Here is a 21,503-nt window from a genome sequence, read left to right on the forward strand (position 1 = left end):
ACCCGCCCCGGTGTTTGCGATCCTCGGAGGGAAATCACGCCAAATCTCGCCTAGTCCTGCTATACAATATTCTCATGCGCAACACCAGAACCCTCTCCGTCACCCTGCCTCCGGACATGCTCAAGCGCGCGCAATCCATCGCGAAAAAGGAAAGTCGTACCATGAGCGAACTCATCCGCGAAGCCCTTCGCCACTACGAACGCCGCTCCTGGTGGGACGATATTAACGCCTACGGCCGCGCCACCGCCGACCGCCAAGGCATCCGTGAGTCAGACGTAGACCGCCTCGTCCACGAAGTACGGACCAACGCCGGAAGCCCAAGAAGCAAAAGAACAGTGAAAAAATGATGCGCATTGTCGTGGACACGAACGTGATCGTGTCGGCGCTCGTGTTCGGCGGTATCCCTAGACGCGTGCTGGAGTTGGCTGAATCCGGAGAATGCGAGCTGTTCTATTCCGAAACGATCCAAGCCGAGGTTCGCAGAGTTCTCGGGGAGAAGTTCGGTTGGGCACCGTCCGTGCTGCAAGAAGTGCTGATGCGATTATGGGATATGGGCGAACTGGTAGTGACACGCACCACAGTTAAAGTCATTCGCGATGATCCGGACGATGACCGCATCCTCGAATGCGCGCTGGCCGCTAGAGCGGATTTCATTGTTTCGGGCGACCGCCACCTTCTGGCTCTGAGCAGCCACCAATCGATCTCTATCGTCACGCCGCGACAGTTCCTTCAAAACCACCTAGCGAAGCGGGGATAGCCGTTAGGACGTTTTCCACAGCACTTTATTTTTTTCTTGTGACGAACGACCTTTACTGAGAAATCTCAAAGTCCCACACTGGGACTTCATGCCCAACACCTTCACCGAACCAATGGTCATCCCCGAGACCACACCGGGCCAGCCCACTAACGTTAGGTCCTTTGTCCGCAATATTTTCGCCCTAAACCCCTCATTCTTAAGATTTTGCCTCGACACGGTCATATCCGCGGACCCTAACTCCTTTCACGCCAAGTATTTAGCCAAAAAGTATTTTAAAAATTCTGGAGATATAAAAACGCCTATGCCGATTCACCCGAGCGTCAAAGAATGCACCCACATCAAGGTCACCGGAGTCCGCTGCGGCTCCCCCGCTCTTCGCGGAGAGCAGTTCTGTTACTTCCACCAGCGCATGATTCGCGGCGTCAAAACGCCGCCCGGCTCGCGCCTGCATCCCATCGCTCTCATCGAAAATGAAGAAGCCATCCAAGCCTCGCTGATGGAAGTCATCAACGCCCTCGCCCGCAACACCATCGATCTCCGCCGCGCCGACCTCATCCTCAAGGCCCTTTACATCGCCGTAAGAAATTCCCAGCGCGCCCGCTTCAATAACCTGACCAGCGCCGTCACCGAAGTCCCCGACTATCCCGCGGCACCCGAACCACCCAAACCCGCACCCGGCATTACAGTAATCGCAGTCTCGAACACAGCCACCGGCTACGCCGAAATCCAAACCACGCCAAAGACTGTCGAAAGCCAGGCAACAGCGGGCGCCCCACTTCTCGCCGATTTTGCGAGAAGTGGGAGTTCCGACTCCACACCCGATGGCCCACGCTGGCCAACCTCGCTGCGCTACGAGCACAATCCGACGAAAACTGACAGCGCCATCTACGATCCAGGCGACCCAACCCAACGCAAGCCTCCATCAAGCGTGAAGAGAGTTCCGGAGAGGCGAAGGAAGACACAAGCGGCGCGGAACAGATAACTGACGGGAGAGTGCTGCGGCCCGATAAACTTGGGCCGCCCGACACCGCGGGGGCGGCTGTCTCCACATGAGCCCTGCATGTCAGGCTGATATGCCTGGACGGAGACTTATCTGGCACACGGGATAACCCGAGACTCTTTTTCCCGCGTCTAAACTTGAGGATAAAGATTGGGCTTGGTGTCTTGCGGGCGGGGGTATAATCGGGGCATAGTCGTAAGGTCCAAGGAGTAGCGTTATGAAACTCAGGTGGATGGCAATCGCGGCGGCAGTGGCGGCGTTCAGCGCGGGGCCCTGCACGATGGTGGCGCAAGTTTCCGACCCAGACACAAGTCAGCCGAAAGCCGGAGAGGTGCCGACTGGTCCTTCGCAGAAGCCGGCCACGTTGCCCACCCAGGATGACAGCCAGATCAAGCATGACGGCGGCAAGACGGATGTGGATGCCGTGGGCAACCGCAATGTGGGATGCGGTCGCGGCGTGGGCAACTGGTACAGCGTTGAGAGCCAGGTGGCGCAGGGGCGGCGCTACGCCCAGATGATCGAATCGCAGATCAAGCTGGTGAACGATCCGGTGATCACCGAATACGTGAACCGGGTAGGGCAGAATATCGTGCGCAATTCCGACGCGCAAGTGCCGTTCACCATCAAAGTGATTGACTCTGACGTAGTGAACGCCATGGCGCTGCCGGGCGGATTTTTCTATGTGAACTCCGGGCTGATTCTGGCGGCGGACGAAGAAGCGGAAATGGCGGGCGTGATGGCGCACGAGATCGCCCATGTCGCGGCCTGCCACTATGGCCGTGAAATGACTCGGATGAACCTGTTGCAGTTGGCATCGCTGCCCGCGATTTTTATGGGCGGCGCGCTGGGATATGGGATTTATGAAGGCATGGGACTCGGCATTCCGCTGACCTTCCTGCACTTCTCGCGCGGCTTTGAGGCGCAGGCAGACTACCTGGGTATTCAGTACATGTACCGCGCCGGATATGATCCGTCGGCGTTCGTGTCATTCTTTGAAAAGATTCAGGCGATGGAGAAGAAGAAGCCCGGTACGTTGTCGAAAGCCTTCGAAACTCATCCTCCGACTCCGGATCGGATCCAGGCGTCCCAGGAAGAGATTCGCAAGATTCTTCCTGCCAAGCAGCAGTATGTAGTGACGACGTCGGAGTTTGATGAAGTGAAGGCGCGTCTGGCGGCGATCGAGAACAAGCATAAGGTAATCGACGAAAAAGACTCGAATAAGCCCAGCCTGCGAAGGACGTCGAACCCGACCGACAAGTCCGACGACGGCAAGAGCGATGACGATCGCCCGACGCTGAAGCGGCGGGACGATTCGTCGAACTAGGATTCGTCGAACCAGGATTCGTCGAACCAGGGATTCGTCAAGCTAACGATTCATTGAATTAGAGAACCGGCGGCCGTGGCCGCCGGTTTTGTTTGTGGTGCGGCGTTTGCCGTAGAATCAAGTTGTTGCAGCATAGCTGGAAGCAGGCGCACATTTCCATGCCAGAAAACAACAACACACTGAGTATCACCGACAATCGCACCGGCAAGGCGTATACCGTTCCGATTGAGAACGGCACGATTCGGGCGATGGATTTGCGGCAGATCAAAACGGACGCCGACGATTTCGGGTTGATGACGTACGACCCGGCGTTTATGAATACGGCCTCGTGCAAGAGCGCCATCACTTACATTGACGGCGACAAGGGGATCCTGCGCTATCGGGGATATCCCATTGAAGTTCTGGCGGAGCGGTGCACGTTTCTGGAAGTTGCCTATCTTCTATTGTTCGGCGAATTGCCGACTGAGAAAGAGCTGAAGGCCTGGGTCTACGACATCACGCACCACACCATGCTGCATGAGACGACGAAGAAATTCATGGAGGGCTTTCGCTATTCGTCGCATCCCATGTCGATGTTCGTGAGCACGATTGCGGCTTTGTCGAGCGTGTATCCCGATGCCAAGGATGTGCATGATCCGGCGAACCGGCTGCATCAGATTTCGCGGCTCATCGGCAAAGTGCCGTCGATCGCGGCCATGTCGTATCGGCACAACGTGGGTTTTCCTTATGTGTATCCCGACAACGATTTGAGCTATACCGAAAATTTCATGAACATGTTGTGGAAGATGGTTGAGCCGAAATACGTGGCCAATCCCGCGATTGCGCGCGCCCTGGACATTCTGTTTATTCTGCATGCGGATCACGAACAGAACTGCAGCACCAATGCGATGCGAGCGGTGAGCAGTTCGCAGGCCGATCCTTATTTATCGGTGGCATCGGCGGCGTCGGCGCTGGCTGGGCCGCTGCACGGCGGGGCGAATGAAGAAGTATTGAAGATGCTCGATGAGATCGGATCGAAAGACCGCGTGCCGGCCTACATCAAGCGCGTCAAAGATGGACAGATCAAGCTGATGGGTTTTGGGCACCGCGTCTACAAGAATTACGATCCCCGGGCAAAAATTATTCGCTGGAGCGCCGAGCAAGTCTTCCAGGTTACGGGGCGCAGTTCCAACCTCGACATCGCGCTCGAACTGGAGCGCATTGCCCTCGAAGACGATTATTTCGTGAAACGCAAACTGTATCCTAACGTCGATTTTTATTCCGGGATCATGTACCAGGCGATGGGATTCCGGCCGGAGATGTTCACCGTGCTGTTTGCCATTCCGCGGACCGCAGGATGGCTGGCGCAGTGGCAGGAGCTGATCACCGATCCGGAGCAGAAGATCGCGCGGCCACGCCAGGTTTATACGGGACATGGCGAACGGGAGTTTGTGCCGATCGACAAGCGGGTGGCGGCGGCGGTTCCGGCGGAGTACCCGGCGCGGTAAACCTGGCAGAACGAGAAATGCCTCGCGTTTCCGGCCGGGCATTTTTATCTGGTTTACAAAAGCCGCTAGGACCCCAAAAATAAAACCCGCAATTCCGTTTTTTTAAAGTTGCCAATTGATGGGTTCCTGCTTGTTTTTGCGCAGGTACTCGTTCGCCTTTTTAAAATGATCCTTGTCAAAGAAATCGCGACAGGAAAAAGGGGACGGGTGCGCCGATTCTAAGACCAAATGTTTACCAGTATCGATTTGCGCAGCCTTTCTTTGCGCGTCCCTGCCCCATAAAATAAATACGAGAGGTTCTGGTTTCGCAGCGAGTTTTTCGATGATCTTGTCGGTGAAATGTTTCCATTTCGATCGATGAGAGCCAGGTCTCCGTTCCTCAACCGTGAGAGCGCTGTTTAAGAGTAGCACCCCCTGCTTGGCCCACTCAGAGAGATCCCCGCTCGTTGGAATTTCATAATCGAATTCACGGCGCAGTTCTTCAAATATATTGCGAAGTGAGGGTGGAAGTTTCTCGCCCTTGCGAACGGAAAAGCAAAGCCCGTTAGCCTGAGCGGGGCGGTGATATGGATCTTGACCAATCACGACGACCTTTACCCTGTCGAAGGGCGTACGATCAAGAGCTGCGAATATTTCATGTTTAGGAGGGTAGATTGGCTTTCGGCCGGCGTACTCATTTTCTACAAATGACCACAGCTTGGCCATCTCTGGCGTTTGGAGTTCGGCGCGGAGAGCGTCTTTCCAACTTTTCTCGAGTTTAATCTTGATTCCATTCATGGGCAGGCGGCCTCGTCTCTCAGCGTCGATTTTAGCTTTCTCGGTCCGGACCTGCGACGCATCCTTTTTGAGTCTTGTGGGGCTAGGTCGCTGATTCGAAGGTGAGATTCCTGCGGAGTCAAAACCTGCGCTACGGGCAGCATAGTACCCACCCTAGCGCAAAGAGCGCGCTAGGATGGGGCACCCAGAGGATTGCTTGTGTCCGCGAGATCAAAAGCCTGGACCACCCCGCCGAGAAGCCGGGCTAGGCGGCGTGCTTGGCTAATTCTGCCAGTTGCTCGCGATGACGCTCGGGGGAAGTGATGACTTTCATGGCCTGCCAGTCATAGGGAAATTCTTTGCCGCAATCCAGGCAAGCGACGTAGGTGCCGGTCAAATCCGCGGCTTTGGGACGGCGGGTTGCTTTTCGAATGGTTACGGGGAAGCTATAGCGGGCGTGCCTGCAACCGAAAAAGGCATCCATCAGTTTTCCAATCATGACCCACCTTCCATACCTGAGCGTGTATGCCGAGTCCCTGGGTTAGGCGTTTACGGAAAATATGTCGCTGAAAAGTCCAGCGCTCCCGGCATTTCCAACTGCGGAGCGCTACTTGCTGAATACTTAGATTCACCGATTGCCAAAAGGGTTGAGGTTTTCGTAAAAGAAGCCAACAGTACGGCGCATGGTTCGGGAACTCATTGTCTTCTATATAGTTACGCGAGACGGGGAAAACATTTCATGCGCCTTCGGGACGGAATAGAACGCACGCTCAACTCCGGAAGGCTAGGGCCTAAAGCCTATGGGCTGATCTTCAGGCTCAACCTTTGGCGGAACACCACTCGATCCTGCCCGTTGAGATCGAGACGCACGTAATACAAATAGGGATGGTTGCCGATGATCGAGAAATTGAGATCGGGCGCGTCGGGATCGATCAGGGAGAAATAGGCATAGAGCCACCTGCCCTTGGGATCGATGGCGCGAACGTCGGCCAGGCTGACTACGAGTGCGGGTTTGGTCCAGTGCACGAGATCGGCCGAGGTTGTCAGATACAGGCCGGGCACGCCTAATGCGCCGTTCCAGTAATCCCAGAGCGTGGCGACCACAATATTTCCCAACTGGGACTGGTATACATTCAGGCCGTTTATGGCAAACATGTACGGGACCGGCGTGAAGACATGCTGCTGGGGATTTTGCACGGGACCGAGGTAGGGGTCGACGAACGACACGGAGAAGTCTGTGCCGTTCCAAGTGCGCCACGAGGCCGGATCGAACACGTCCTGCGTGCGAATGGGCGCGCCGCCGCTAGTCAGACACGGATTGGATCCGGTGGTGCCGGTGCAGTTCGGCGGCCAGGTCCACGAAGTTGCGATCGCGTAATACCATCCGCCATAGCTGATCACGTTGGAATCGACGCTGTAGCCGGAGGGCCCGTCGTCAACGATGTATTTGTAAGGGATTCCGGCGAGGTAATTCTTTGGCGCTGCGAAGGACTCGAAGATGTACCCGCCATCGTTTGATTGATGATAGGTGTCGGCGTCGTATTCGCACTCGCCGTAGTTCTGCGTGTCGCACTCGCCGGTGAAGGACCATCCGTGATACTCCGTATGCGAGAGCGCGGCGATTTTCTTGCCATCAAAGGTATAGAACGAGTCGAGCCAGACTTGATCGTTATAATGCGCGGGATTGCCATCGTTCGCGGAAGAGTAGGCCGGGGTGCAACTGTGTTGCAGGGTTTCGAGAGTCGGGCCAAGGCTTTGAAACATCATGGAACTTGCGGTGACGAAGTGAATCGTGCCGGCGTAATCGCGGAAGGCGCGGGCCATGGCGTCCGGGATGTCGTCCACCGAACAGGAATCATGATACGACTCGAAGACCGCGATGCGCGGGCCATCGAGAGAGGCGGTAATGGTCGGAGTTTGCGGCCCGGGTTCGGTGTCCGCAGGAGGAAGGCTCTGAGCGACGCAGACCGCAACCAGGGTCAAGGCAGGAAGAAAGGAGAGCAGGCGTCTCATGGAAATATCCGTTCTTTTTACGTGAGATGGCTCGCTTGCAATGAACCTGCCTGCAATGAACCCGGGCTGCGGCAGATCGACTCGCGGTCTGGGAATTTTTGTTTAGCTGACGCTCCAGGAGCAGTTGAGACTGAGATCGTTCGCTTCGCCTGAAGAACGGCTACGCTCAGGATGAAAGGCGTACTACCACTACTTTCGCTGTGGCTGGTTAGACGCTCTGCGGTCCGCGCTTCTTGTATTGCTGGCACTTGGTCATGATGGCCGAGCGCAGGCGTCCGCGGAGGTCTTCGGGGAGTTCGTAGAGTTGCGAGTCGCGGTAAATCTCGATAGTTTTCTTGGTTGTGTCGCAGACCACGTAGCAGTTGTGGCACCAGGAAAGATGATTTTCTAACTCGACTTTGGTTTTCTCGTCGAGCACGCCGTCCAGATAACTGGTCAGCTCAGTCAGGAATTCAGAGCATTTCACTGGTTGCCTTCTCCGCTTGGAGCATTGCCCGTTTAAACTTCGTCGCTCTCAACTTCGCCGTCCTTGTCGCCATTCTTGCCATTGCCGTCTTTGCCATTGCCAGGGCCGTTGCCAGGTTCTCTACGCTGGAAGTAGCGCCCTAGCCTGTCGCGCAGTTGCAGGCGAGCCCGCAACAGTCGCGACTTCACGGCGGGCACGCTCAACTCCAGCGCGGCCGCCGTTTCTTCCGTCGAGAGACCCTCAACGTCCCGCAGCACGAACACCGTCCGGAAGCCCGGGGGCAGGCCCTGGATGGTCTTGCTCAAAATCTCGCGCAGCTCCGACTGCGTGTATTGCTGCTCCGGATTCGGACTCCAGTCCGCGATCTCGCGGGGCAGGGAATCGTCTTCCGTCTTGATGTCTTCGTCCAGCGAAACGGTGCGCTCGGGCTTGCGCCGGCGCAACTTCATCAGCGCTTCGTTGACCGCGATGCGCACCAGCCAGGTATAAAACTTCGACTGCTCCTGGAACTGCGCCAGATTCCCGTAAGCCTTCAGGAACGCTTCCTGCACCACATCTTCCGCATCTTCGCGATTCTGAGTGATGTGCTGCGCGATCCGGAAAACGTTGCGATCGTAACGGCGGACCAATTCCTCAAACGCGGAGTCGTCGCCCTTTTTCGCCGCTTGTACGAGGGTCAACTCTTCGCTGACAGGTCCGACTACTTTGTTTTGGATGGCTCCCATTCGCTTGGCGATGCAGTATTTTCCGGGTAGTTAATCGTTAACGGTACGTCCTCACGTGATCGAAACCGCGAAACCAAAACTGTTATTCTACTTGGTAACCCGGGGGTTTGCGTAGGGGCTTTTGGCGTATCCGGCAAGAAAACTTTGCGATAAAGTTCCAACGGGGCGGAAACCCCGGATGAGCAGGTACCGAAGTACTCTAGGGGCCTCGCACAAGTACCGTATAATCAGCACTTAGGGCAGTGTTTTTGGGTGGTTCGGAGCGCAGGATATAGGAATGGTTCTCTGAGCATGGCGGAAAGCAAGGAACTCCAGCAAATCATCGAGCGGGCGGTGGCGCAAGTTTTCGAGCGGCAGCTTCCCAAATTGCAGGCGGAGGTGGTCGAGCGCGTGCTGGCATCGTTGCCTGCGGCGCCGGTGGCATCGGCTGAAAGCCTTGTTGGGAGCGCCGTTCACGGCAACCTGGCGCAGGCCATCGCCGGGATTCATGCGGGCTCGACGCAAAAAGAAATTCTGCGCGCCTTGCTGGAAGCGGGTGGCGCGTACGGTTCGCGGGTCGCGCTTTTTGTGGTGAAAGGCGGAGCGGCTACGGGATGGCAAGGCCGCGGCTTCGGCGAAGACGATTCGGTGAAGGATTTCCCGCTCGACATGAGCACCGGGCCGGCGGCTCATGCTTACCAGAACCGTACCGTGGCCCCGGCGAATATTGCCGAGATGGACCGGCGGTTCGTGAAGCAGTTTGGCGGGCCGGAGAATGAGCAAATCCTGGTGCTGCCGCTGGTTCTGAAAGATAAAGTTGCGGCATTGTTGTATGCCGATGGCGGCTCGGAGGGCGTGCTGGATGGGCCGTCGCTGGAAGTGCTGGTGATGACGGCGAGCGCGTGGTTGGAACTGGCTTCGCTGCGCAAGCAGTCGCAGCGAGAGCTCAGCGAGCCAAGTCCGGCGGTGGAACGAGTCGAGCGGGCGCCGGTTGCGTCCCCGATGCAGAGTGTGACTTCCTTCTCGGATCCCTTCGCGGCGCACGCTCCGAAACATGGGGCGCCGGTGGCCGCTCGTGAATCTGCACCCGAACCCGAACCGGCCGCGGAGGTGGTCGAAGTGGCGACCCATGCTGCGGCGGCGAGTGCCGCGGCGCCGGCTACAGCCGCCGACCCGTTTGCCGGGATGTCCGCGGAAGACGCCGATACCCATCGCAAGGCGCAACGCTTCGCGAGGCTGCTGGTGGACGAGATCAAGCTCTATAACCAGGCGAAGGTGGCGGAGGGCCGTCGCAGCAAAGACCTTTATGATCGCCTGAAGGAAGATATTGAAAAGAGCCGCTCCACGTTTCAGAAGCGCTACGGCAGTACTGCCGCGGCCGGTGGCGACTACTTTCAAAAGGAAGTTGTGCGCAGCCTGGCCGAGGACGACTATTCGGTGATGGGCGCGAACTTCCGGCGGTAGGTTTTGGGAAATTGGTTTTGGGATTGGCGCTGACAGTGTTCGCAGGCGCCATCTCAGCCTCGCCGTTTAAGCATCGAATAACGTTTAAGCATCTAATAAGACGGCGGGCTTGGTCCCGGGGTTCTGGCATGCGCGTCTCCGCGCGAAAATACTAAGGTGGCTCGATTGCGTCACAACCAATGGTGGGTGCTCGCACTAGGCGTGCTGTGCGGGTTTCTGTGCGGTACTTCGTCGATAGCGGCTTTTCCCCGACAGGCCACTCCTGCGGCTTCGGATAATGCGGACAAGCCGACGCCTCCGACGCCGCAGAAATCCGCGCCGGCTACCCCGAAAACTTCGTCACCGAAAACTTCTGCTGCATCTGGCAAAGCCGCCGTAGCACAAACTCCGGCGAAGAAGACAGGAGCCGCATCCAGTCGGGCCACTCCCTCCCATGCCTCTGCTGGTCGTACTTCTGCTAACCATGCTTCTGCCACCCACGCCGCGGTTGCGAAGAGGAGAAGGCGGGCGATGTCGCCGCGGGTACGGCGCATTCGGCAGGCGTTCGTCGCATCGACGACGCTTCGGCCCATGGCGCAGCGATTGATTCAGGATCGGTCGCCCGCCGGTTATTCCGGCGTGGAAGGCTATGCCCGGGCACACTCCAAAGAAGATGCTGGGGCTCTAGCATGGCTGGTTGTGGGATACGCGCGCGTGCTTGATCGCGATTGCGGCAAAGCTATCGATCCCTTGAATCGCGCCAAGCCTCGCGCCGGCGATCTCGGCGACTATGTCGGCTATTATCTCGGAAGCTGCTACCTGCAAACCGGGCATCAGGCCGAGGGTCTGGCGACGCTTGCCAACTTTGAGACGACTTATCCGGATTCGCTGCTGGTTCGCGACGCGCACCTGAGTTATGCCAACGCGCTGGCGGCGGAAGGGCGCTCCGCGGAAGCTGTGGAGTTGCTGGAGAAAGATCGTCTGCCGGCGCGATCGGACTTCGAATTTGCTTTAGGCAAAGCCTACGCCGGCCTGGGTGAGACGGCGAAAGCGGCCGAGGCGCTGGCGAACGTTTATTACAACATGCCGACTGCGGCAGAGGCGGATCCGGCTTACGCGGAATTGAAAAAACTGCGTCCGCTGCCGCCGGCAACTCCGACGCAACTCAAAACGCGGGCCGACTTGCTGATGAAGGCCAAGCGCTATAACGATGCCACCGACGTTTATCGCGAACTGGCCAGCCATGCGACTCCGGAGGGGCGTCCGGCGGCGGAGCTGGCGCTGGCCGATGCGCTGCATCGCAGTGGAAGAAACCGCGAAGCCAAGGCGGAATTGACGACGCTCCCGGGCGCGAGCAACGATCAGATGGCGCATCGCTTGTACATTCTCGGGGAAGTGGCGTGGTCATCGGACGAGAACGAAGCGTTCTATCGGAGCGTGGACGAGTTGCGACAGAGCGCGCCGACGAGCGCCTGGCTGGAATCGGCGCTGCTGTCGGCGGCGAATCTGCATCTGGTGCATCACGAATATGACCAGGCATTGGCCGCGTTCGGCGAACTTCAGGTGCGGTTTCCTAAGGGTTCGCATGCGTCCTATGCGCACTGGAAGGCGGCGTGGCTCACGCTGCGGTTCGGCCGCAACGATGAAGCGAAGAAACTTTTCGACGAACAGATCGCTCTGTATCCGGGAGGCAACGAGACCTCCGCGGCGCTCTATTGGCGGGCGCGTTTGGCGGAGGAAGATAAGCAGCCCGCCATGGCTCGGGCTTATTACCAGAAATTGTCTGAACGCTTCAAGAATTATTATTATGCCGAGCTGGGACGGGAGCGGTTGAAGAAACTTCCCGCCGGCGACGATCCTCCCGGCGAATATGCGCTGCTTGATCGCATTCCAGCGCTCGAGCACGGCGAGAAAATAACGCTGGCCGAACCTCCGGCGGACGATCTGCACTTGCAAAAGGCGGAGTTGCTCGGGAATGGAGGGCTGGTCGATTTTGCCGTGCGCGAGTTGCAGGCCGCTGCCAACGCCGACGGCGGCAACTGGGGGCCGGCGGAGACGGCGCAGCTTTACACCGACACCGGCCATTACGATCGCGCCATCGAGGTGATGAAGCATTCCGTCCCTAGTTATTTCGCGGTCGACATTCCAACCTTGCCGCGGGCCTATTGGGAGGCGCTGTTTCCGCGGCCTTATTGGGCCGATCTGAAAAGATTTTCGATGGCCAATGGGCTCGATCCGTATCTGGTGGCGTCGCTGATTCGCCAGGAGTCGGAGTTTAATCCGGTCGCGGTTTCGCGCGCCAATGCGGTGGGGCTGATGCAGTTACTGCCGAAAACCGGCAAGACTGTTGCTCATCAAGTCGAGCTGAAACGTTATAGCTCGACTCAGCTATTTACTCCGACCGTTAATTTGGAACTGGGCACGCGGTATTTTCGCGGAATGGTCGACCGGTTCGGCGGATCGTTCGAGCACGCACTCGCCGCCTACAACGCCGGTTCCGATCGCGTTGAGGAATGGATGGGGCAAGGGAAGTATCGCGACACGACTGAGTTTGTGGAGTCGATTCCATTCACCGAAACGCGGGATTATGTACAGGCGATTTTGCGCAATGCCGCGGTGTATAAGCAGTTGTACGGCACGCCGTGAAATATGCGCCGGTGCGCAGTCTCTTCCGGCGCGAGCTTACTAGGTTGAAGTTTTCTGTGCGTGCTGATGCTTCGCCAATAATCGTATGGCCTGAGGGTCGCCCGCAGCAGCTTCTTTGGCAGTCTGTGCGGGGGTCTCGAGAGCTTCCTGCGAGAGAGCTTTCGCGGCACTGCTGATCTGCACTGTGTCCACCGGGATGGGCTGCGCCGATGCTTTTGCGGGCGCCGGAGGGGCCGCCGCAGCAGGTTGCGCGAATGTGAGGCTGTTAATAGAACTAAGCATGAGATTATTCTCCTGCTGACCCTATCGGCAGAAAGCCTAACGGGCTTGAGTGCACGAGATACTCACTAGCGATAATCCCGGCTCCTATCACCTCCAGGTCCCTATGAGTAAGGAGCTAAGAATGTTGGGCTAAGAATGTTGGTCCAAAGGATGCGGCCTCGCCCACAGGATTTCGATCACCAGCAGCGAGGCCCCGATAACAATTGCGCTGTCCGCCAGATTGAACACCGGCCACTGATACTGCTTGTAATAGACGAGCAGAAAGTCGACGACGCTCCCGCTGGCCACGCGGTCCCAGAGGTTTCCGACGGCACCGCCCAGAATCAATGACAATGCGATGCCGGTGACGGTAATTCCGCTGGTCTGCTTCCAAAGCAGAACCGAGACGATCACCATGGCGACGGTAGAGAAGGCGATCAACATTGCGATCTTCCAGTGCGACGGAGATTCGGCGAAGAGGCTGAAGGCCGCGCCGGTGTTTTCGGTATGCGTGAGCCGGAAAAATCCGGGGATGATCTGGATGTGCGAGTACATCGCGATGTGGGCGGCGACTAGGCGCTTACTCCAGCGGTCGAGCCCAACCACGAGCAGGGCGATTACAAAGTGAGTGACGCGGGCGGAATTACGGGTCATTCGGTTCCTGAAAACATACCCCGCAACATGGCGTTGCGGATCGTCCGCAGAGCGGAGCCGGTTCGAGACGGAGCTGATGACTTCACCGAGCCGTCTCCGCGGCGATTTCTTTGAGCGCGGCGCTGCAACGCTCGCAGACGGTGGGATAGGTATGGTCTTCGCCGACGTGGGTAGAGTAATTCCAGCAGCGCTCGCACTTCGCGCCGTCGGCCTTTTTCACTTCGATGGATACGCCGCCACTCCCGTTCCCCGTGCCCTGCACGAGCGTCACTGCCGAGACGATGAATAAGTAGCGCAGCTCGCCGGCATGACGCTTCAGCACGGAATACACCGGATCGGAGGTCGTGATTACCAGCTGCGCTTCCAGGCTTTTTCCGATGCGCTTGCTGTTGCGCGCCTCTTCCAATGCTTTCAATGCCTGTTCGCGCACGGCAAGAAGCGTGGTCCAATCCTGCTGTTGCGGGTCGTCTTCAGTCGCTGAAGAACTACCGAGTACGTCGGCGGCATCCGGGAAGGCCGCGACATGTACACTCTCAGGGCGATTGGGCATCTTCGGCAGGTGCTGCCAGACCTCTTCACAAGTAAAGCTCAGAATGGGCGCCAGCAGGCGGGCCGCGGCCTCGCCGATGCGCCAGACCGCGGTTTGCGCCGATCGGCGCCCGGCTGAATTCGGAGCGTAGGTGTATAGCCGGTCTTTGATGACATCGAAGTAAAACGCGCTCAGCTCGACTACGCAAAAATGATTGACGCGATGGTAGATTTTGTGAAAGGCAAATTCGTCATACCACTTGCGGACATCCCGCACCAGCGCCGAGGTCTGGCGAAGCATGTACTGATCCAGCGGATCGAGCTTTTCGAAGGGCACGGCGTTCGACTGCGGATCAAAATCGTATAAGTTTCCCAGCGCGTTCTTGAATAGCTTGTTGCGAATCTCGCGATAGTTCTCGGCGACGCGCTGCATCAGCGCTTCGGAGCCGACGACATCTTCGCGGAAATCGACCGAGGCGACCCACAGGCGCACAACTTCTGCGCCCAGCCGGCTCGAGATGTCGACGGGATCGACATCGTTGCCGCGCGACTTCGACATGGCCTGGCCTTTTTCGTCGAGCGTCCATCCGGGCGTAACCACGCCCTTGTAGGGCGGCGTGCCGTGGGTGCCCATGGCGCAGAGCAGGGAAGACTGAAACCATCCGCGGTATTGGTCTCCGCCTTCGAGATAGAGATCGGAAGGCCAGGGATAGTCGGGTTCGTCAGCCGTCTTTTCCTCGGCAATAAGTGCCAGGTAACTCGCGCCCGATTCCAGCCACACATCGAAGATGTCGGTTTCTTTTTCGAACTTCGCGCCGCCGCAATGCGGGCATTTTGTTTCTGCGGGGAGAATTGTGTCGGACTCTGGGGTAAACCAGGCATCGGCGCCGGACTTGGCAAAAAGCTCCACAACTTTGGCGTTGACCGCGTGATTGTTGAGCGGCTTGCCGCAGGCCTCGCACAGGAAAACGGCAATGGGCACGCCCCAGACTCGTTGACGCGAGATGCACCAATCCGGGCGCGTCGCGATCATGTTCGAGAGGCGCTCTTCGCCCCACGCTGGGTCCCATTTCACTTTCTTGATTTCTTCCAGGGTGCGGGTGCGGAGGGTGTCTTCTCTTCCCCGTCCACCGGGCATGGGGGTTTCCATCGAGATGAACCACTGCTCGGTGGCACGGAAGATTACCGGATTGTGACAGCGCCAGCAGTGGGGATAGGTATGCTCGATCTTGTCCGCGTGGAGCAAGGCTCCGCGGGACCGCAACAATTCGACGATGATCGGATTGGCTTTGAAGACATACTGGCCGGTGTACTCCGGCAGGCCGTTGCGGAGGATGCCTTTTTCATCGACGTTGCTGGCGGCGTCGAGGCCATATTTCATGCCAGTGATGAAGTCCTCCGCGCCGTGCGATGGCGCGGTGTGGACGACGCCGGTGCCGGTGTCCATAGTGACGTAGTCGGCAAGCACGCCCAGAATCTTGCGATCCAGAAAGGGATGCTGGAAGTTCAGGCGCTCCATCTTTCGGCCGGGGAAGTGCGCGAGTTCTTTGGGATCGGCGAAGTCGCACTTCTGCGCAACTTCCGAGGCCAGTTTCGACGCAACGATATAAACTTCGCGGCCGGATTCCAGCGCGACGTACTCTTCGTCGGGATGAAAGGCCACGGCCATGGAGGCGGGCAGGGTCCATGGAGTGGTGGTCCAGATGATCGTCGAAATTGTTTTTCCGGCGAGCGCCGCATCAATGGTAGTCGGATCGTCGAGCAGCGCGTACTTCACCCACACGGTTGGGCTGGTGTGATTCTCGTATTCGACTTCGGCCTCGGCCAGCGCGGTTTCGTCGTGCATGCACCAGTAGACGGCGCGCAGGCCTTTGTAGACGAATCCCTTCTCATAAAAAGCGAAGAACGTCGAAAGCACCACCGACTCGTACTGCGGATTCATGGTGGCGTAGGGGCGGTCAAAACGGCCGAAGACGCCGATGCGCTTGAATTGGTTGCGCTGGAGATCAAGAAATTTCTGGGCGTATTTGCGGCACTCGGCGCGCACGTCGCTCGGGCGCATTTGCAGCTTCCTGCCGCCCAGTTCTTTATCTACTTTGATCTCGATGGGCAAGCCGTGGCAGTCCCAGCCGGGCACGTAAGGCGCGTCAAATCCCGCCATAGTCTTCGACTTGACGATGAAATCCTTGAGGCACTTATTCAGCGCCGTGCCCATATGGATGGGGCCGCTGGTGTAGGGCGGACCGTCGTGCAGGGTGTAGCGCGGCGCTCCTTTTCTGGCCTGCCGGATACGCTCGTAAATCCTCATCTGCTCCCAGCGTTCCAGCATTTTGGGCTCGTTCTGGGGCAGATTGGCCTTCATGGGGAAGGCGGTTTTCGGCAGGTTGATGGTGGCCTTCAGTTCAAGCGGCACTCAGTCGCGTCCTCTCAAATGGTTGAATCCTTTCATTATAGGGAGCAAAGCGGGGGAACGTCCATGTATGCACTGGATGGATTACGACCAAGTTCGCAGGGGTCGTTACAACCGTCAAAACCGTCCGGAACATGCACAGTACTCGGCGACCGCGACCGGAAATCCCTCGACCTGGCCCGTCCTTGCGGGAGGGAATAATTTTCTAAACTTGTTAAGCACAATGAAATGCACTGTTGAAATCACTCCGTTAGGGGTACAATTTTAAGTGGGAGAGAGAGCCGTTTGACATACTTGGACTGATGTTGGCGGGATCGGTATCTCTTTACGAAATCGACACGAGAACGAAGCAACTTGCCGCCACTGTCGCTCATCTGTGTAGAGGATAGACGAACAGAGAGAAAAGCCGGCTCAATCTGCAACTGAATTAGGGACTTCGGTCCAATATCCAAGACGTGCAAACCGGAAACATGGGATCCGAACCAATGAATTCGAACGGCCCCGGTACCGAGCCAGAGCTTCACCTACTCATCACCGACAAAGGTTTTGAAGAGCCCCTTTACAGGTCCCTGATTCGGGGATTGGACGATTTCTTCTTCCCCAAGAAGTTGCCGCCTCTCGTACTCCAATCTAAACCCGAACCTGTCAAAGATATCTGGGGTTTCTACTCGTATTGGAAGGTCGGGGCTCTGGGCGCCGCAGGCTACTACGTTCTATTGGGCGTCATTGTGGTGGTTGCAGTGTTTATCGGCCGCCGGATTGTCAACGCGGCTCCGGCGCCAAAGGCGACTGTAACCCTGGTCGATCCGGGCGATCTGCCCCCGCTGAAGGAATCGAAAACCCAGGTGGGCGGCGGCGGTGGCGGCGGCGATCGCGATGTGTTGCAGGCCAGCCGGGGCAAACTGCCGAAACTATCGATGACCCAGATTACGCCTCCCGCAGTGGTGTTGCACAACGAGCAGCCCAAGCTCGCGGTCGAGCCGACGATTGTGGTTCCTCCGCAGGTGCAATTGGCTTCCAACAACATGCCGAACCTGGGCGATCCCATGGCCCATGCCGTGTTGCCGTCGAACGGCACGGGTTCGGGCGCCGGCATTGGTTCGGGCAGTGGCGGTGGCGTGGGATCCGGCAAAGGACCTGGCTTCGGGCCTGGTGAAGGCGGCGGTACCGGCGGCGGAATCTTCCATGTCGGCGGCGGAGTCAGCCCGCCGCGGCCCATCTATAACCCCGAACCAGAATTTTCCGAGGAAGCTCGAAAAGCCAAGTATCAGGGTGTTTGCACTCTTGGATTAATCGTCGGGACCGATGGCCGCCCCAGCAACATTCGTGTGCTCAGCAGTTTGGGCATGGGCCTCGACGAAAGAGCGATCGAAGCCGTAAAGAACTGGAAGTTTGAGCCCGCCATGAAAGATGGACACCCTGTGCGTGTCGAGATCGCTGTGGAAGTCGACTTCCACCTGTACTGAGGCTGACGAGCAGACGAGTTACCCAGATTCTATTCCATTCGCAGTACCGCAAAGTGCCCGAGCTTCCGCTCGCGGAATCCCAATCTTTTATAGACCTCAATCGCGCGCACATTGTCCTGCCGTGAGTGCAGAAAAGGGGTTTCTCCGCGCTCGCGAATTCGCCGCATCACTTTGGCCATAAGGATCGCCGCATAGCCGTTGCCGGTATGATCCGGATGCGTGCACACCGCGCTCACTTCGGTGTGACCGGGAACTTTAAGGCGCTCCCCGGCCATGGCAACCAGCTTTCCACCGTCGCGGATGCCGACGTAGGCGCCCAGTTCGTGGGTGCGGGTGCTGAAAGGCCCGGGCTTGGTGAGGGCTGTAAGGGCGATCATCTCGGCCGAATCATTCGGGCCAAGTTCTTGGATCGGAGGCGCCGGTTTTCCAACCGCATGCGGGACGATGCTGTTTTCGCAAATCATCTGAAGGAGTGGCGCTCCCGCAACGAAGTCCCATCCGGCGCGCGCTTCGTAAGCGGCATCCAGGAACAAGCCAACCGTTCCGCCGGCTTCAACCAATCCTGCCAAGGCTGCGTAGCCTTCGTCGTCAGCCTCGCTGAAAGCGCCCAGGGGCCCGACCTCGCGCACGAAGCGCCGTGCCCCGCCGAAGCTCTCGGCAAATTGCGCCTGCCGCGTGGTCAGGGCCTGCCAGATCACGTTGTCGAGTGGATGCATGATCAACAGCCCATACTGAGAATAATTCCGCGCGTTTCCATTCTCTATCCGATCCTTGCGTGCAAACTATTCTTTAAGATCAATGGGCTGCACGTCTGCTATCGGACGGTTCAGGAATCGCTGTCCGAGGCGGCGGAATTTATCGACAGAGTCGGTGGCGAAGAATTTGAGGCGCGGGAGTGTGCGTCGTTCCTGTGCCTCCGAAGTTGCCGGCACCAGATGCTGCAACCGCGAAGCTACGGCGCGCGCCGTGGTCTCAGCCGAATCCACGATGCTGACGTGGCTCGGCGTCACACGATGCAGGAGCGGCTTGAGCAGCGGGTAGTGGGTGCAGCCCAGGACCAGGGTGTCGGCATCGCGAAATCCATCGGTGAATGCTTCTGTCAGATAAATGCGCGCGACCTGCTCGGTCACGGCATGGTCGATCCATCCCTCTTCCACCAGCGGAACCAGCAGAGGGCAAGCTTTCTCTTGAGCGTTCAGGCCCCGCGCCTCTAATGCCTTGCGATAGGCGTGGCTGCTGACGGTGGCCTCGGTTCCAATCACGACAATCTTCCGATTCTTCGTCGAGCGAGCTGCGGCTTCCGCGCCGGATTCGATCACGCCGACCACGGGAACATGCGCCGCGGCCGAGATGCGATCAAGCGCCAGCGCCGTCGCCGTATTACAGGCAATGACGAGAAGTTCCGCGCCCTGCGATTCGAGGTAGTGCGCCGCTTCAACGGCATAACGGGCTACGGTTTCAACCGACTTCGATCCGTAGGGCAGACGAGCAGTATCGCCAAAGTAAGCGTAATCGGCTGCGGGGATAAGCTCAAGTAAAGCTTTAAGGACGGTCAGACCGCCGAAGCCGGAGTCGAAGACGCCGATGGTGGGGTGCCTCATCCATTTGCTCCGACGACTTTGAGCGCGGCTCGGGATGCGCTTGCAGGCCACACGAAACAAGTGTACACTATTTCCGTATGAAAAATGTTACCCTCAGTGCGGATGAATCTTTGATTGAGCAGGCTCGGGTCGTCGCCAAGTCTGAGCGCAAAACGCTGAACGCCGCATTCCGCGAGTGGCTCGAGCAGTATGCCGGGCGTGCCGGACGCGGCGCCGCCTATGACGCTCTCATGCATAGGCTCGGGGATGTGCAGCCTGGACGGCACTTTACGCGCGATGAAATGAACGAGCACTAAGTAGATGAGCGATAGATATTTTATCGACACCAACATCTTCGTTTATTCTTTCGACTCGACCATGCCAGCCAAAGCTCTGCGGGCGGCAAAACTCATTCGTGACGGTCTGGACTCCGGAAAGGGCATTGTAAGCTACCAGGTTGTTCAGGAATTTTTCAATGTAGCTTTCCGACGGTTTATTCAGCCGATGTCATCCTTCGCCGCGGAAGAGTATTTGAACACGGTGTTCCGGCCTATGCTCGCGGTTCACTCCTCTCCCGCGCTGCTCGTCTCGGCACTGCAGGTCTATTCCCGACACCGTTTTTCCTGGTATGACTCATTGATCGTAGCTGCCGCGCAGGAAGCCGACTGTTCCATTCTTTACAGCGAGAATATGCAGCACGGCCAGCGGATTGACGGTTTGAAAGTTGAAAATCCGCTCGGTTAGTGCGACTCGTTAGCGGCGATTCCTGGAGACCGGCTCGGCGGAGTGGCTTCTCGCTTCATTGCCGATGGAGACGTTGCCGCAGCATGGCCCTGGCGGGATCGGCGCGCCGTGCGGGCAGGTTCGCGGATGGCCGAGGAACGTGCAGATCTTATCGGTAGCTTCGGGCGAGAGGATGTGCTCGAATTTGCAGGCCTGCTGCTCGATTTCCGACTCGCTGTCCATGGCCAGGCTGTCGGTGAAAAGGCGCTCCGCGAGGCGGTGCCGCCGGATAATGCTGCCGGCGCGCTCGCGCCCGCGTGCTGAGAGTTCGACGATCAGCGTGCCGTCGCCGGATGATGCGGACACGGGCTTCAACGCCTCGTGACAGGGATTCACGAATGGCTTGTGATCGTGCGGTTGCGGAGGGTGCGGCATCGACACGACCAAGCCCATCTCGATCATCTTTTCAATGGCCAGGCTCACGGGAAGCGCGCCGTGCACTTCCATGCGCTCGACTTCGGCGATTTCGCCATGCTCGGCCAGCACCCAGAGTTCTTCGAGAACCTCGTCGAGTTGCTCCTCGTCGGCCAGGGAAAAAATCTCCTGCGACGCGATCTTGCCATGATGCAACTCGATGCGTCGGTCCGCCAGTCGTGCGACTACGGGATCGTGCGTGACCATTACAATCGTGCGCCCTTGCTGATGAAACTCGCGCAGGAGGCGCAGTACGATTTCTTCGTTTTGGGCGTCGAGATTCCCTGTGGGCTCGTCCGCCAGAATGATTTTCGGGTCGTTAATTAGCGCGCGGGCGATGCACACGCGTTGCTGTTCGCCGCCGGATAGCTGGGAAGGGATGTGATGGGCGCGATCGCCCAGGCCAATCCGCGACAACGCCTCGACCGCTTCCTTTTCGTCGGTCATACTGTGAAAATACTGTGCCAGCATAATGTTTTCGACCGCGGTGAGGAAGGGGATCAGGTGGAACTGCTGGAAGATGAAGCCGATCTTTTCTGCCCGCACGCGATTCAGTTCGGCAGACGAAATCCCGGCCACGTTCTGCCCATCGAGCCAGATCTCGCCCGAGGAAGGCCGGTCGAGGCAGCCGATCAGATTCACCAGCGAGGATTTCCCGGACCCCGAGGGGCCCATAATCGAAAGCCATTCGCCGGGCGCGACATGCAGCGAGATATGGTCGAGGGCATGAATTGAGACGGCATCCTTGCCCGAGCCATCGCTCGATTCCTTCGCGGGATAGAGTTTGGTGACGTCTTTGATCTCGATCATT

General features: G+C 58.1%; 21 protein-coding genes. 10 read left to right on the plus strand and 11 right to left on the minus strand.

All coding sequences use genetic code 11. The features are described from left to right. The first annotated feature begins 74 nt into the window (after window positions 1-74). From VGM18_04510 to VGM18_04530, 5 genes are all read left to right on the plus strand, one after another. Window positions 75-347: a ribbon-helix-helix domain-containing protein gene (locus VGM18_04510; protein HEY3972242.1), complete on the plus strand. Its 273-nt coding sequence runs from the start codon at window positions 75-77 to the stop codon at window positions 345-347. Beyond that, window positions 344-757, plus strand: coding sequence for a putative toxin-antitoxin system toxin component, PIN family (locus VGM18_04515; GenBank protein ID HEY3972243.1), 414 nt, complete (start codon window positions 344-346; stop codon window positions 755-757). The genes VGM18_04510 and VGM18_04515 overlap by 4 nt, the downstream gene beginning before the upstream one ends. A 301-nt stretch (window positions 758-1,058) precedes the next feature. Beyond that, window positions 1,059-1,739: a hypothetical protein gene (locus VGM18_04520; GenBank protein ID HEY3972244.1), complete on the plus strand. Its 681-nt coding sequence runs from the start codon at window positions 1,059-1,061 to the stop codon at window positions 1,737-1,739. 235 nt (window positions 1,740-1,974) lie between these two features. Then, complete coding sequence (locus VGM18_04525; protein ID HEY3972245.1) at window positions 1,975-3,081, plus strand: M48 family metallopeptidase; 1,107 nt, start codon at window positions 1,975-1,977, stop codon at window positions 3,079-3,081. 158 nt (window positions 3,082-3,239) lie between these two features. After that, complete coding sequence (locus tag VGM18_04530; protein HEY3972246.1) at window positions 3,240-4,568, plus strand: citrate synthase; 1,329 nt, start codon at window positions 3,240-3,242, stop codon at window positions 4,566-4,568. Window positions 4,569-4,670: 102 nt separating this feature from the next. Here the strand turns inward: VGM18_04530 and ung are convergent, their stop codons facing one another. The 5 genes from ung to VGM18_04555 form a co-directional block, all read right to left on the minus strand. Beyond that, window positions 4,671-5,345 carry a uracil-DNA glycosylase gene (gene ung / locus VGM18_04535; protein HEY3972247.1) on the minus strand — a complete coding sequence of 225 codons (675 nt, stop codon included), beginning with the start codon at window positions 5,343-5,345 and terminating at the stop codon, window positions 4,671-4,673. A gap of 244 nt (window positions 5,346-5,589) precedes the next feature. Continuing rightward, window positions 5,590-5,823 (minus strand): hypothetical protein, encoded by a 234-nt coding sequence (locus tag VGM18_04540; protein ID HEY3972248.1) that lies wholly within the window; start codon window positions 5,821-5,823, stop codon window positions 5,590-5,592. A 299-nt stretch (window positions 5,824-6,122) separates the two neighbouring features. Further along, window positions 6,123-7,337 (minus strand): hypothetical protein, encoded by a 1,215-nt coding sequence (locus tag VGM18_04545; protein ID HEY3972249.1) that lies wholly within the window; start codon window positions 7,335-7,337, stop codon window positions 6,123-6,125. 208 nt (window positions 7,338-7,545) lie between these two features. Beyond that, window positions 7,546-7,803 carry an anti-sigma factor gene (locus tag VGM18_04550; GenBank protein ID HEY3972250.1) on the minus strand — a complete coding sequence of 86 codons (258 nt, stop codon included), beginning with the start codon at window positions 7,801-7,803 and terminating at the stop codon, window positions 7,546-7,548. Between the two features lie 32 nt (window positions 7,804-7,835). Further along, window positions 7,836-8,528: a sigma-70 family RNA polymerase sigma factor gene (locus tag VGM18_04555; GenBank protein ID HEY3972251.1), complete on the minus strand. Its 693-nt coding sequence runs from the start codon at window positions 8,526-8,528 to the stop codon at window positions 7,836-7,838. Window positions 8,529-8,819: 291 nt separating this feature from the next. Here VGM18_04555 and VGM18_04560 point away from each other — a divergent pair, with 291 nt between their 5' ends. Together VGM18_04560 and VGM18_04565 are read left to right on the plus strand one after the other, a co-directional pair. Beyond that, complete coding sequence (locus VGM18_04560; GenBank protein ID HEY3972252.1) at window positions 8,820-9,971, plus strand: GAF domain-containing protein; 1,152 nt, start codon at window positions 8,820-8,822, stop codon at window positions 9,969-9,971. Window positions 9,972-10,481: 510 nt separating this feature from the next. After that, window positions 10,482-12,596: a transglycosylase SLT domain-containing protein gene (locus VGM18_04565; GenBank protein ID HEY3972253.1), complete on the plus strand. Its 2,115-nt coding sequence runs from the start codon at window positions 10,482-10,484 to the stop codon at window positions 12,594-12,596. Between the two features lie 39 nt (window positions 12,597-12,635). Here the strand turns inward: VGM18_04565 and VGM18_04570 are convergent, their stop codons facing one another. The 3 genes from VGM18_04570 to ileS form a co-directional block, all read right to left on the minus strand. Beyond that, window positions 12,636-12,878: a hypothetical protein gene (locus VGM18_04570; protein HEY3972254.1), complete on the minus strand. Its 243-nt coding sequence runs from the start codon at window positions 12,876-12,878 to the stop codon at window positions 12,636-12,638. Window positions 12,879-13,007: 129 nt separating this feature from the next. Continuing rightward, window positions 13,008-13,511 carry a signal peptidase II gene (gene lspA, locus VGM18_04575; GenBank protein ID HEY3972255.1) on the minus strand — a complete coding sequence of 168 codons (504 nt, stop codon included), beginning with the start codon at window positions 13,509-13,511 and terminating at the stop codon, window positions 13,008-13,010. Between the two features lie 82 nt (window positions 13,512-13,593). Continuing rightward, complete coding sequence (gene ileS, locus VGM18_04580) at window positions 13,594-16,452, minus strand: isoleucine--tRNA ligase (protein HEY3972256.1); 2,859 nt, start codon at window positions 16,450-16,452, stop codon at window positions 13,594-13,596. 482 nt (window positions 16,453-16,934) lie between these two features. Here ileS and VGM18_04585 point away from each other — a divergent pair, with 482 nt between their 5' ends. Continuing rightward, complete coding sequence (locus VGM18_04585; GenBank protein HEY3972257.1) at window positions 16,935-17,915, plus strand: energy transducer TonB; 981 nt, start codon at window positions 16,935-16,937, stop codon at window positions 17,913-17,915. A gap of 29 nt (window positions 17,916-17,944) precedes the next feature. Here VGM18_04585 and VGM18_04590 read toward each other — a convergent pair whose 3' ends face one another. Both VGM18_04590 and murI read right to left on the minus strand, forming a co-directional pair. Further along, window positions 17,945-18,631, minus strand: a complete 687-nt coding sequence (locus VGM18_04590) for a GNAT family N-acetyltransferase (GenBank protein ID HEY3972258.1) — start codon at window positions 18,629-18,631, stop codon at window positions 17,945-17,947. Window positions 18,632-18,697: 66 nt separating this feature from the next. After that, the gene (murI, locus tag VGM18_04595) at window positions 18,698-19,516 is read right to left on the minus strand and encodes a glutamate racemase (protein HEY3972259.1); all 819 of its coding nucleotides are present in this window, start codon (window positions 19,514-19,516) and stop codon (window positions 18,698-18,700) included. Window positions 19,517-19,593: 77 nt separating this feature from the next. On the opposite strand from murI, the gene VGM18_04600 reads away from it, so the two are divergent. After that, window positions 19,594-19,812, plus strand: a complete 219-nt coding sequence (locus VGM18_04600) for a hypothetical protein (protein ID HEY3972260.1) — start codon at window positions 19,594-19,596, stop codon at window positions 19,810-19,812. 4 nt (window positions 19,813-19,816) lie between these two features. Further along, window positions 19,817-20,239: a PIN domain-containing protein gene (locus VGM18_04605; protein ID HEY3972261.1), complete on the plus strand. Its 423-nt coding sequence runs from the start codon at window positions 19,817-19,819 to the stop codon at window positions 20,237-20,239. A 9-nt stretch (window positions 20,240-20,248) separates the two neighbouring features. Here the strand turns inward: VGM18_04605 and VGM18_04610 are convergent, their stop codons facing one another. Further along, complete coding sequence (locus tag VGM18_04610; protein ID HEY3972262.1) at window positions 20,249-21,502, minus strand: ATP-binding cassette domain-containing protein; 1,254 nt, start codon at window positions 21,500-21,502, stop codon at window positions 20,249-20,251. Window position 21,503 lies beyond the last annotated feature (1 nt).

This window comes from Candidatus Sulfotelmatobacter sp., assembly GCA_036500765.1.
Lineage (GTDB): Bacteria > Acidobacteriota > Terriglobia > Terriglobales > Acidobacteriaceae > Sulfotelmatobacter.